The 11,980-nt window shown below is 62.4% G+C and carries 8 protein-coding genes; 2 read left to right on the top strand and 6 right to left on the bottom strand.

The features are described 5' to 3' along the window. Positions 1-97 precede the first annotated feature (97 nt). The 3 genes from dnaJ to FKV68_RS01135 all read right to left on the bottom strand — a co-directional run bounded on the left by dnaJ (position 98) and on the right by FKV68_RS01135 (position 5,926). Complete coding sequence (gene dnaJ, locus FKV68_RS01125) at positions 98-1,240, bottom strand: molecular chaperone DnaJ (RefSeq protein ID WP_180939733.1); 1,143 nt, start codon at positions 1,238-1,240, stop codon at positions 98-100. A 267-nt stretch (positions 1,241-1,507) separates the two neighbouring features. Beyond that, on the bottom strand, positions 1,508-3,430 hold the full coding sequence (gene dnaK / locus FKV68_RS01130) for a molecular chaperone DnaK (protein ID WP_180939734.1): 1,923 nt from the start codon (positions 3,428-3,430) through the stop codon (positions 1,508-1,510). Positions 3,431-3,691: 261 nt separating this feature from the next. Further along, a complete protein-coding gene (locus tag FKV68_RS01135; RefSeq protein WP_180939735.1) occupies positions 3,692-5,926 on the bottom strand; it encodes a transglycosylase domain-containing protein in 2,235 nt (744 codons plus the stop codon). A 757-nt stretch (positions 5,927-6,683) separates the two neighbouring features. Between FKV68_RS01135 and FKV68_RS01140 the strand changes: the two genes are divergently transcribed. Next, positions 6,684-7,574, top strand: coding sequence for a DMT family transporter (locus FKV68_RS01140; RefSeq protein WP_180939736.1), 891 nt, complete (start codon positions 6,684-6,686; stop codon positions 7,572-7,574). A gap of 106 nt (positions 7,575-7,680) precedes the next feature. Next, positions 7,681-8,172 carry a hypothetical protein gene (locus tag FKV68_RS01145; RefSeq protein WP_180939737.1) on the top strand — a complete coding sequence of 164 codons (492 nt, stop codon included), beginning with the start codon at positions 7,681-7,683 and terminating at the stop codon, positions 8,170-8,172. A 43-nt stretch (positions 8,173-8,215) separates the two neighbouring features. Here FKV68_RS01145 and FKV68_RS01150 read toward each other — a convergent pair whose 3' ends face one another. From FKV68_RS01150 to FKV68_RS01160, 3 genes are all read right to left on the bottom strand, one after another. Beyond that, the gene (locus tag FKV68_RS01150) at positions 8,216-9,166 is read right to left on the bottom strand and encodes a lysylphosphatidylglycerol synthase transmembrane domain-containing protein (protein ID WP_180939738.1); all 951 of its coding nucleotides are present in this window, start codon (positions 9,164-9,166) and stop codon (positions 8,216-8,218) included. A 348-nt stretch (positions 9,167-9,514) separates the two neighbouring features. Then, positions 9,515-10,906, bottom strand: a complete 1,392-nt coding sequence (locus FKV68_RS01155) for a M20/M25/M40 family metallo-hydrolase (RefSeq protein WP_180939739.1) — start codon at positions 10,904-10,906, stop codon at positions 9,515-9,517. A 173-nt stretch (positions 10,907-11,079) separates the two neighbouring features. Next, the gene (locus FKV68_RS01160) at positions 11,080-11,523 is read right to left on the bottom strand and encodes a MarR family winged helix-turn-helix transcriptional regulator (protein WP_180939740.1); all 444 of its coding nucleotides are present in this window, start codon (positions 11,521-11,523) and stop codon (positions 11,080-11,082) included. Between the last annotated feature and the right edge of the window lie 457 nt (positions 11,524-11,980).

Here is an 11,980-nt window from a genome sequence, read left to right on the forward strand (position 1 = left end):
TGGGGCATTTCCCCGTTTCGTTGAAACAGTGAAATGCCCCAAAAGTCTTCGGTCGTGGACGACGGAGTTTTGAAATTCCGCCCTGTTCGAATCGGTATCAGTCGCTGAGCGTGTCGAAGAAATCCTTCATCCGGGCGAAGAAGCCCGTCGACTCCGGATTGTTCTCCTTGGACGAGATCTGCTCGAACTCCTGCAGGAGCTCGCGCTGACGCTTGGTCAGTTTCTGCGGCGTTTCGATCTGGATCTGGATGTAGAGGTCGCCGCTCTGGGTGGAGCGCAGCACCGGCATGCCCTTGCCCTTGAGGCGGAACTGCTTGCCGGCCTGGGTGCCTTCCGGCACCGTGACGCGGGACTTGGTGCCGTCGAGCGTCGCCACGTCGAATTTGCCGCCGAGCGCCGCCGTCGTCATCGAGATCGGCACGCTGCAATAGAGGTCGGCACCGTCGCGCTGGTAGAATTCGTGCGGTTTGACCGAAAGGAAAATGTAGAGATCGCCCGCCGGGCCGCCGCGAAGGCCAGCCTCGCCTTCGCCGGAGAGGCGAATGCGCGTCCCGTCCTCGATACCTGCCGGAATGTTGACCGAAAGCGTACGCTCCTCCATGACCCGGCCCTGACCGTGGCATTTGATGCAGGGATCGGTGATCGTCTGGCCGCGGCCGCCGCAGGTCGGGCAGGTGCGCTCGATCGAGAAGAAGCCCTGCGCCGCGCGCACGCGGCCGGAGCCCTGACAGGTCGCGCAGGTTTTCGGGCTCGTGCCGGGCTTGGCGCCGCTGCCGCTGCAGACGTCGCAGGTGATCGATGTCGGCACGCGGATCTGCGCCGTCTTGCCGGAATAGGCCTCTTCGAGCGTGATTTCCATGTTGTAGCGAAGATCGGCGCCGCGCTCGCGCCCGCCGGAGGAGCGCCGCTGGCGCCCGCCGCCCATCATCTCGCCGAAGATGTCCTCGAAGATGTCGGAGAAGCCGCCGGCGCCGCCGCCCGCAAAGCCGTTGCCAAAGCCGCCGCCCATGCCGCCCTGCTCGAATGCGGCGTGACCGTAGCGGTCGTAGGCCGCGCGCTTCTGCGGGTCCTTCAGCGTCTCATAGGCTTCGTTGATCTCTTTGAAAGACTTTTCCGCTTCCGCGTCGCCCGGGTTCTTGTCCGGATGATATTTCATCGCCAGTTTGCGGAAGGCGCTTTTCAGCTCCTTCTCGTCCGCACCTCTTGCAACGCCGAGCGTTTCGTAAAGATCACGTTTCATGCTTCAAAGATTGTCCCATTGACAAATGCGTGCCAGCGCGGGGATCCGGCGGCTGCTGCCTGATTATCTTGCCACAGGATTTAGTAAACCTTGAAGCGCGATACCATAGCCAACTCGGGGTACGCGTGGTTTTTTGTCGAAAAATGGCGCTGTTTCGGCCTGTTGCGCCGTCGCAGGCATCCGATCGTCCGCGCCACGGTCGCCGTGCGGCCATGAAAAAGCCCGGGATCGCTCCCGGGCTCCTTGATGCAACGATCGAAAGAGGCTTTATGCCGACCGCTTGCGGCCGTCTTCGTCCTTGACTTCTTCGAAGTCGGCGTCGACGACGTCGTCGTCACGGGCTGCGTCCGCTGCGGCATCCGCGTGGGCGGCTTCGGCCTGCTGTGCCTCATAGATCGCCTGACCGAGCTTCATGGAAACTTCCATGAGCGTGTTGGTCTTGGCCTTGATGTCTTCGGCGTCCGGCTCGGAAGCTTCGGTCGCGGCCTTCAAGGCTGCGATTGCGTCGCTGATCGCCTTGCGATCGGTTTCCGAAACCTTGTCGCCATATTCCTTCAGCGACTTCTCCGAAGAATGGACCAGGCTCTCAGCCTGGTTCCGGGCCTCGACCGTTTCGCGGCGCTTCTTGTCGGCCTCGGCATTGGCTTCGGCGTCCTTGACCATCTTCTCGATGTCGGCGTCGGAGAGACCACCGGATGCCTGGATACGGATCTGGTGCTCCTTGCCGGTGCCCTTGTCCTTGGCGGAAACCTGCACGATGCCGTTGGCGTCGATGTCGAAGGTGACTTCGATCTGCGGTACGCCGCGCGGTGCCGGCGGGATGCCGACGAGGTCGAACTGGCCGAGCAGCTTGTTGTCGGCGGCCATTTCACGCTCGCCCTGCGAAACGCGGATCGTCACGGCGGACTGGTTGTCTTCAGCCGTCGAGAAGGTCTGCGATTTCTTCGTCGGGATCGTCGTGTTGCGCTCGATCAGGCGGGTGAAGACGCCGCCGAGCGTTTCGATGCCGAGCGACAGCGGGGTCACGTCGAGGAGCAGCACGTCCTTGACGTCGCCCTGCAGAACGCCGGCCTGGATGGCGGCACCCATGGCGACCACTTCATCTGGGTTGACGCCCTTGTGCGGCTCCTTGCCGAACAGCTGCTTGACGGTTTCCTGAACCTTGGGCATGCGGGTCATGCCGCCGACGAGAACGACTTCGTCGATCTCGGCCGCCGAAACACCGGCATCCTTCAGCGCGGCCTTGCAAGGCGCGATCGTCTTCTGGACGAGATCATCGACCAGGCTCTCGAACTTGGCGCGCGACAGCTTCATCGTCAGGTGCTTCGGACCGGATGCATCGGCCGTGATGAACGGCAGGTTGATTTCGGTCTGCTGCGAGGACGACAGCTCGATCTTCGCCTTTTCGGCAGCTTCCTTGAGGCGCTGCAGGGCGAGCTTGTCGTTCTTGAGGTCGATGCCCTGTTCCTTCTTGAACTCGCCGGCGAGGTATTCGACGAGACGCATGTCGAAGTCTTCACCGCCGAGGAAGGTATCGCCGTTGGTCGACTTCACCTCGAACACGCCATCGCCGATTTCGAGAACCGAGATATCGAAGGTGCCGCCGCCAAGGTCGTAGACGGCGATGGTCTTGCCGTCCTTCTTGTCGAGGCCATAGGCAAGCGCGGCAGCGGTCGGCTCGTTGATGATGCGCAGCACTTCGAGGCCGGCGATCTTGCCGGCATCCTTGGTAGCCTGGCGCTGGGCGTCGTTGAAGTAGGCCGGAACGGTGATGACGGCCTTCTCGACCTTCTCACCGAGGTAGGATTCGGCAGTTTCCTTCATCTTCTGAAGGATCATGGCCGAGATCTGCGACGGCGAGTAACCCTTGCCGTGCGCTTCGACCCAGGCGTCGCCGTTGTCGGCCTTCGTGATCTTGTAGGGGACCATCCCCTTGTCCTTCTGGGTGGTAGGATCCTGGAAGGTACGGCCGATCAGACGCTTGATCGCAAAAAGAGTGTTTTCCGGATTGGTGACGGCCTGGCGCTTGGCCGGCTGGCCGACGAGACGTTCGCCGTCGTCGGTGAATGCCACCATCGAGGGGGTCGTGCGCGCGCCCTCGGCGTTTTCGATCACCTTCGCGTCCTTGCCGTCCATGACGGCGACGCAGGAGTTGGTCGTTCCCAGGTCAATACCAATAACTTTAGCCATGTCGTTCTCTCCTTGCAGCGGACTGTCGGAACCCGGTCAGGCATTCGTGGGACAGCCCCTAACGGGATGGTCTTTGAATTTCACCGCAGCCGCGGCTGCGTCGATGCGGCGTATATAAGGACCGGCGTTTCGGACTGCAAGGCATTCTGCGGGGGGATCAGGGGCAAAAGCAAGCGCTGTTGATGGCGGGATGAAGCGATATCGGCACGGCGCCTCGGCCGCGCCCGCGAATCCGGTCGAAAGGCGCGGTCGGCTCGCGGCTCAACCGCCCGTCAACAGGTCGAAAAGCGTCGTCCGGCGGGTGGCGCCAGTCGTCTCGCCGACACCTGCGGGCGGGATCGGCCCGGCGCTCTCTTCGTTTGCGGGTCGAACCTGCTCGATCGCGGCGGTGCCGTCCACGCTTGCCGGCGGTTCGGGAAACGCATCGGGATTGGCGGTTGCAAAACCGTCCGGAAGGGTGCCGGAGCCGGCGACAGCGCCGCCTTGGTCGAAGACAGGCTGCACGCCGGTCGTCCCGAAGAGCGGCGAGGGCGACAGGCCCTCGTGGGCGGCGGCCATGTACTCATGCCAGGCCTTGGCCGGAAGCCCGCCGCCGGTGACCTTCTTCATCGACTTGCCGTCGTCATTGCCGAACCAGACGCCGGTCGTCAGGTTCGACGTGTAGCCGACGAAGAGCGCATCGCGGAAGGATTGCGTCGTGCCGGTTTTGCCGGCTGCCTCCCAGCCCTTGATGCGCGCCTTCTTGCCGGTGCCGTCGGTCAGCACGCGCACCATCATCTGGTTCATCTCGCTGACGATCGCCGGGTCGAGCACGCGCGGCGGATTGTCGTAGGTGTTCTCGTAGAGCACGGTGCCGTCGGCCGTGGAGATGCGGCGGATGACGTGTGGCGTCGCCTTGAAGCCGCCATTCATGAAGGGCGCGTAGGATGAGGTGAGTTCCACGAGGCTCACTTCCGATGTTCCGAGCGCAATCGAGGCGTTCGCCTGCATCTCCGAATCGATCCCGAGCCGATGCGCGAGCTTGACGACGTTCTGCGGCCCCACCTCCATGACGAGTTCGGCCGCGATCGTATTCAGCGAATTGGCAAGCGCGTCGGCGAGCGTGACCTCGCCGCGGTATTTCTGGTCGTAGTTTTCCGGGGTCCAGTTGCCGATCCTGACCGGCGCGTCGTTTCTGACCGACATGGGCGTGCGGCCGATTTCGAGAGCTGCCGCATAGACGAAGGGCTTGAAGGCAGATCCCGGCTGGCGCTTTGCCTTCGACGCGCGATCGAACTGGCTTTCGGCATAGTCGCGGCCGCCGACCAATGCCCGGATGGCGCCGGTTCCGTCGATCGACACGAGGGCGGCTTGCGAGGCGTTGAGCTTCCGGCCCTCCGCATCGAGCGTCGCTGAAATGGCTTCCTCGGCCTTCCTCTCGAGCGTCAGGTCGATCGTCGTGTCGATCACAAGGTCCTGGTTGATTTCACCGATCATGCCGGGAAGCTGGTCCATGACCATGTCGGCGACATAGTGTTCGGCGCCCGACCAGAAGCTCTTGGCCTTGGTCGGGGCCTGCGACATCGCCGTCTTGATCTCGGCGTCGGTGACGAAGCCTTCCTCGCGCATGGCGCCGAGCACCACCTGCGCGCGCTCCTCGGCCGCTTCCGGGTCGCGCGCCGGAGAGAGGCGGGAAGGCGCCTTGAGCAGTCCGGCGAGCACGGCCGCCTCGCCGAGATTGACGTCGCGCGCCGACTTGTTGAAGTAGCGTCGAGATGCCGCCTCGACGCCATAGGCGTTGGAACCGAAGAACACGCGATTGAGGTACATCGCGAGGATCTGGTCCTTGGAGTATTTCTGCTCCAGCCAGAAGGCGAGCAGCACCTCCTGCACCTTGCGCTCCAGCGTGCGCTCGGGCGAGAGGAACAGGTTCTTGGCGAGCTGCTGCGTCAATGTCGAGCCGCCCTGGACCATGCGGCCGGTCGTCAGATTGGTCAGCATGGCGCGCGCCAAGCCCAGCGGATCGACGCCGAAATGCGAGTAGAAGCGGCGGTCCTCGATCGCGATCACCGCCTGCGGGATATAGGGCGACATGTTTTCGAGCGACAGCGCCTCCCCGCCAGTCGCGCCGCGATTGGCGATGATGTCGCCGCTGACCGAAAGGATTTTCACGTTCGGCGGCCGGTCGGGAATCGACCAGCTGGTCGCGCTCGGCATCCGCGCGCCGTAATAGAGCACCAGGCCGCCGACACCGATCGCACCCCATATGCCGAGTACGACGCACCAGTAGGCGAACCGGCGCACGAGGCCGAAAAAGCCGCCGCCGCTGCTGGAGCCGCGCCGGCCGCCGCGCTTGCCGCCTGTCTTTCGCTTGCCGGCCCCGGACTTGCCGCGGGCGGGCCGGCGGGCACCTCCGCTCACGCGATCACTCGCCTCGACGCGCCAATCATCGTCGTCGCTGTCGCTGGCGCCGAAAGAAGGTTCGATCCGCTGTCCTGATTTGCCGCGTGCTGCCATGCCGGAAGGAACTCTCCCTTTGAGGTCCGACCTTGATCACTCGAAAGCGATTCCCGGCGGCGCAATTCCCGTCGTGCGTTCGAGTTCACCCAGGCGCACGTGGCGATGCGGTGGACTCTAAATGCGGCAATTTAAGGGGGAGTTAAGAGTTCTCTCGTGAAAAAGATAGAGTGTTCAAAAACTTGCGTCGGACCGGCTGGCCGACGCCTTCTTTTCGTCGGGGGCCAACACCCAGGGAAGGCGTTGGCTATTTCGCCGGATGCCGGAAACATAGAACGCGCTACAAGCAGCGAGCCGCATTGCACTCAGCGCAATGCTGCAATGCAACATTGTCCCTATTAAATCAGGGGGAATGACTTATTCTCACTCTTGTCGAAGCGCTGTACCTCCTCCCACAGCGCCAGACGCCGATCGGTCCACTCCTCCTCCCAGGACCGATCTAGTTCAGAGACCCCGAGCCACCTCCTCCCGGCTCGGGGTTTTTTTGTACCAGCTGACTGCATGCCGAAAAAACCATGGCTCCAGGCCCGGAGCTACTGCATGTTTCCTTAAATCGCAGCCGATTTAAGGATAAAAACATGCAGCAATTCAAAGTGCTACAGCGTCCTTTGCGCGTCTGATAAGACGCGCGGCGCTACTGCATGTTTCCTTAAATCGCAGCCGATTTAAGGATAAAAACATGCAGCAATTCAAAGTGCTACAGCGTCCTTTGCGCGTCTGATAAGACGCGTGGCGCTGTAGGGATATCGGGCTCCTCATGAAATCCAGGGCAAACGGCTACGTCTTCGCGCTTCTTGCGATCGTCATCTTCGCGATCCAGGACGGCATCTCCAAACATCTTGGCGCCATCTATCCGCCGGTCTTCGTCTCGATGATCCGCTATTGGGCCTTTGCCGCCTTCGCCACTGGGCTGGCGGCGCGGGCGCCGGGCGGGCTCAAGGCGACGATCGTGACGAAGAAGCCGGCACTGCAGTTGCTGCGCGGCGTCTTGCTGCCGGCGCAGATCGTCATCGTCATCACCGCCTTCACGATCGTCGGCCTCGCGCATTCGCAGGCGATCCTGGCCGCTACGCCGCTCTTCGTGGCGCTTCTGTCCATGCCGCTTCTTGGCGAGCGGGTCGGCTGGCGGCGGTGGGTGGCGATTTCGGCTGGCCTCGTCGGCGTGCTGCTGATTCTGAAGCCGCAGCAGGGGACCTTCGACACGAGCTTCCTGCTGCCGCTCTCGGCGGCGTTCATGTTTGCGATCTACATCATCACGACGCGACTTGTCAGCCGCGGCGGCGATTCGGCGATGACCAGCTTCTTCTACACCGGCAGCGTCGGCGCAGTTGCGATCAGCCTGGTCGGACCATTCTTCTGGACGGCGCTGTCGCCAACCGATTGGGGCTGGATGCTGCTGCTCTGCATCACCGGGACCTCGAGCCACTATTTCCTGATTCGCGCCTATGACATGCTCGATGCGGTCGCAGTTCAGCCGCTCACCTATCTGCAATTGGTCTTCGCTTCGATCATGGGCGTCACCATCTTCGGCGAGACGTTGACAGCAAACATGGTTCTAGGCTCCATCCTGGTGGTCGCGGCCGGCATCTTCACGGTCTGGCGCGAGCATGTGGTCGCGAGGCGCAAGGCCGGCCTGCCGCCGAAGTGATCCCGCATCGGCTTTCGCGCTCGGCCATCGCGAGCGGCGAAATCTGTCTTGCCTTCTGGCTGCCACTTGCCGGGCCTTGAATAGGCATCCGGCAAAGGAGAAAGCGATGAAGGTTTGTTTTACGGTAGCCGTCGCATTCGCGGCATTGGCGGCGGTGAAGGCCGAAGCCTCGGCCGAGGAGGCGGTCCCCTACGTCGACGATCGCTCCGACGGCGCCGCGCTCGTGCGTTCGCTCTACAATGCCATCAACCGCAAGGAATATGCCCGCGCCTACGGTTATTTCGCCGACACGCAGCCGGTCGGCGGTTTCGGAGACTTCTCGCGCGGCTATGCGAACACCGTCTCGGTCGAGGTCAGGATTGGAAAGGTGACGACCGAGGGCGCCGCCGGCAGCGTCTATGCCGCCATTCCCGTTGCGGTCAAATCCGTCGAGCAGCGTCAAAAAATTCGCTTGTTTGCCGGCTGCTACGTCGCCCGCATCATCAGTCCGGCGCTGCAGGCCCCACCCTTCACGCCCTATCAGATCGAGGCGGCGCGGCTCAAGGAGGTAGAGGGGCCGATCGAGCAGGCGGTACCCTCCGTTTGCGACGCGCCCTGATCGGCTCGCTGCCTACGCTTCCTTCAGGGAATCTGCCAGCCGGCTACGGCATGCCGCCGTTTCGCTGCGCCAGGAAGCGCGAGCGCTCGTAGATCAGGATCACCACCAGTGCCATGACGAACGGCACGACGAGGTAGAGCAGCCGGAAGATCGCGAGTGCGGCCAGCACATCGGCTGGATCCATCTCCGGCAGCGCCGCGATGAAAACGAGCTCGAGCACGCCGAGGCCGCCGGGCGCGTGCGACAGCAGCGCTGCCGAGAAGGACGCGAGGAAGATGCCGAGAATGACGACGTAGCCGGGATTACCGGCCTGCGGCAGCGCGAAATAGATGATGCCGGCCGCGCCGAGAAGTTCGACGGGACCAATCACCATCTGCCTGACGACGATCGAAGGCCTGGGATAGTGCAGTTGGAACCAGCGCGTGCGAATCGGCCGAAGGCCGATCAGGCTGCCGAGCACGTAAAGGCCTATGAGCACGAGGATGATGACGCCGGTCGTCAATGACATCTCGATCGGCACGAATTCCGCAAAGCGCTCGATAATGTCAGGCTTCACCAACAGAACGATTGCCGACAACGTCAGCGTGCCGAGCGTGAAGGTGAAGGAGCAGAAGGCGACGAGGATGCCGACCTCGCCGGCCGTCAGCCCCTTCGACCGGTAGGCGCGGTAGCGCACCACGGCGCCTGAAAACACCGACGCGCCGAGATTGTGCGAGAGCGCATAGGTCGTGAACGAGCAGACCGCGATGAACCAGATGGAAATGTGGCGGTGGCCGAGATGGTCGAGTGCGAGCTTGTCATAGGCGGCAAGCGCCGCATAGGCGAGGAGGGTCGCTCCGATGGCAAGCAGCCAGCTCCCGAGCGAGGTCGCCTGGAAACTGGCGATGAAGTCATCGACCGAGAGGCCTCGCAGTTCGTGGTAGAGCGCATTTACCGAGAACAGGATCGCCGCCAGCCCGACAGCGGGCCAAAGATAGGCTTTCAACCTTTTCATGCCGGCGCCAGGGTGTTCCTGGGGGCGAGATTGGCAGAGGAACTTGGAGGATGGCGAAGCATGCCATCCCGGTTTCGCATTCCAAAAGGACCGCGTCCGGAACGCGATGTCTCGGTCCTCGACCTAGCCAACAGCCCATTTCCCCATTCTGATCGTTTTATAAAAAGGGAAGCATCCCACAGCCACGAGGTCAAGCAGCGATGACCGGATATGCGGACACTCATCCGCGATGATGCGAAAAGCGGTCGACGGGATGCGCAAACGCGGAGGCGCCGCGGCCGAGGCTTTCTCGGACTTGGACGGCATAGCGCCGCGCGTCCGATCAGACGCGCGGCGCTACAGAGGTAATCAGGCGGCCAACGCGTCGAGGATCCGGATCCACGAGCGGATACCTTTGTGGAAGGACGTAAGCTCGTATTTCTCGTTCGGTGAATGAATGCGGTCGTCGGAAAGACCGAAGCCGACGAGCAGCGATTCGATGCCGAGCATCTTCTGGAAATCGCCGACGATCGGGATCGAGCCGCCCATGCCGATCACGACCGCGGGTTTCGGCCATTCATCGGAAAGCGCCATCTTCGCCGTGTTCAGCAGGGACGAATCATAGGGCAGGTGGATCGCCGGCGAGCCGCCATGGGCATGGAATTCCACCGAGCAGTCCGCCGGCACCTTCGACCGTGCATAGGCGCGGAAGGCCTCGCGGATCTTGGCCGGATCCTGATGGCCGACGAGGCGGAACGACACTTTCGCCGATGCCTCAGCCGCGATCACGGTCTTGAAGCCTTCGCCCGTATAGCCGCCGGTGATGCCGTTGACCTCGGCCGTCGGGCGCGCCCAGGTCAATTCGAGCACGGAGCGTCCCTTCTCGCCGGAAGGGATCGACAGACCGATCTGGCCGAGGAACTTCTCGGCCGTCTGACCGAGCGTGTCCCAGGCCGCCTTGATCTGGCCGGGCGTCTCCTCGACGCCATCGTAGAAATTTTCGAGCGTGATGCGCCCCGTCTCGTCGTGCAGCCCGGCAAGGATGTCGGTCAGGATGTGGATCGGGTTCGCTGCCGCGCCGCCGAAATAGCCCGAATGCAGATCGCGATCGGCAGCCTTGATGAGGATCTCCTCGCCGACGAGGCCGCGCAGGCCTGCGGAAATCGCCGGCGTCTCGCCGTCCCACATGCTCGTGTCGCAGACGAGCGCATAGTCTGCCTTGAGTTCGGCGGCATTGGCCTGGAGGAAGGGCTTCAGCGACGGCGAGCCCGATTCTTCCTCACCCTCGAAGAGAATGGTGATCCGGCAGGGAAGGGCGTCATGGATCTCCTTGTAGGCGCGCACGGCTTCGAGGAAGGTCATCAACTGGCCTTTGTCGTCGGACGTGCCGCGGCCGGTAATAACCTTGCGCCCGGGCTCGATCTCCTTGATCGCCGGTTCGAACGGAGGAGCGTCCCAGAGATTCAGCGGGTCGACCGGCTGCACGTCGTAGTGGCCGTAGAACAGCACGTGCGGAGCATTCGCCTTTGCGCCGACGTGGTGGGCGACGACCATCGGATGGCCGGGTGTTTCGCGTACGGAGGCAGTGAAGCCGAGCGTGTTCAGTTCCGCGACGAGCCACTCGGCCGCCTTGCGGCACTCCGCCTTGAAGGTCGGGTCCGTGGAAATGGACTTGATGCGGACGAGATCGAAAAGCCGATCCAGGCTCTTCGGAAGATTGGCGTCGGCGCGCTCCAGAACAGGGGTAATGTCTGCCATCATGCGAATCCTTATGTGCGTTTCGCGCGGAACCTAGCCCATAACCCCGAAAATCGAAATCGGTTTCGGAGAGGGATTTTGTACATCTCTAGGTATTACCGCATCCCTATGGCTTCGACTGCCAGCGGCTTCGAATGAAAATTGCTGGTGCAACGGTAAATTGCCGGAGCGAGGAATCAGGAAACGTCGCCGTTGCGGGCGGTATTGGCGAGCGCCATGCGCATGTATTCGAGCATCAGTTCCCTTTCGAAGCGGCGAAAGCCGGACAGCAGGGATTGCTCCGCCGCGAGCGCTGCTTCCTTCGCCGCCGCCTCGATCTCTCTCGCCCGTTCCGTCAGGAAGATCTGTTGCGAGCGCCGGTCGTACGGGTGCTGGCGGCGGGTAATGAGCCCGTCGCGCTCCATGCGGGCGAGCGTGTTGGCCATGGTCGCCTGCTCGATGTCCAGCCGATCGAGGAGCTGCCTTTGCGTCAACCCTTCCTCGGACCAGAGCTCAAGCAGAACCGGAAACTGGCCGGGCGCGAAGCCGAGCTTCTGGCCCCGCTCCTGCAGGGCGCGCGAGAAACCTTTTGCCAGCAGGCTGGCCAGGTAAGTCGCAGATTCCATACGATTGAAGGCCATGCCTAATGGGTACGTGTGAACTGGTTTGAAGACAAGTTCCAAAGCTTACGATGGAACTGAACTATTCTGAATTCACAAGGATTTGAGCGACCTACAGCGCCGCGCGTCTTTTCAGACGCGCAAAGGACGCTGTAGCACTTTGAATTGCTGCATGTCTTTGTCCTTTAATCGGCTACGATTAAAGGCGACATGCAGTAGCTCGGCCCGAAGATCGGAATCGATTTTCGGAAAGCACGATGCGTAGATTCAAAGACTTACAGCGTCCTTTGTGCGTCCTGAAGGACGCACGGCGCTGTAATGAGGCATGGGATAGTGCGGTAAGGCCGCGCAACAAAAAACCGTCGCGGCGCGGAGGCAGCGCCGTGACGGCTCTTTGAAAGCAGGACAAAGGCCCGGAGAGGGGGATAAGGCCTTTGTCCACATCTGGTGCGGGCGGGGGACAGGCCAATCACCAGAC

Origin of the sequence: Sinorhizobium mexicanum (assembly GCF_013488225.1) — a bacterium.
GTDB lineage: Bacteria > Pseudomonadota > Alphaproteobacteria > Rhizobiales > Rhizobiaceae > Sinorhizobium > Sinorhizobium mexicanum.

What these genes read in the sequence shown, in the direction of transcription:
- dnaJ (WP_180939733.1), bottom strand. Translation starts at nt 1,240, where the DNA reads ATGAAACGTGATCTTTACGAAACGCTCGGCGTTGCAAGAGGTGCGGAC.
- dnaK (WP_180939734.1), bottom strand. Translation starts at nt 3,430, where the DNA reads ATGGCTAAAGTTATTGGTATTGACCTGGGAACGACCAACTCCTGCGTC.
- FKV68_RS01135 (WP_180939735.1), bottom strand. Translation starts at nt 5,926, where the DNA reads ATGGCAGCACGCGGCAAATCAGGACAGCGGATCGAACCTTCTTTCGGC.
- FKV68_RS01140 (WP_180939736.1), top strand. Translation starts at nt 6,684, where the DNA reads ATGAAATCCAGGGCAAACGGCTACGTCTTCGCGCTTCTTGCGATCGTC.
- FKV68_RS01145 (WP_180939737.1), top strand. Translation starts at nt 7,681, where the DNA reads ATGAAGGTTTGTTTTACGGTAGCCGTCGCATTCGCGGCATTGGCGGCG.
- FKV68_RS01150 (WP_180939738.1), bottom strand. Translation starts at nt 9,166, where the DNA reads ATGAAAAGGTTGAAAGCCTATCTTTGGCCCGCTGTCGGGCTGGCGGCG.
- FKV68_RS01155 (WP_180939739.1), bottom strand. Translation starts at nt 10,906, where the DNA reads ATGATGGCAGACATTACCCCTGTTCTGGAGCGCGCCGACGCCAATCTT.
- FKV68_RS01160 (WP_180939740.1), bottom strand. Translation starts at nt 11,523, where the DNA reads ATGGCCTTCAATCGTATGGAATCTGCGACTTACCTGGCCAGCCTGCTG.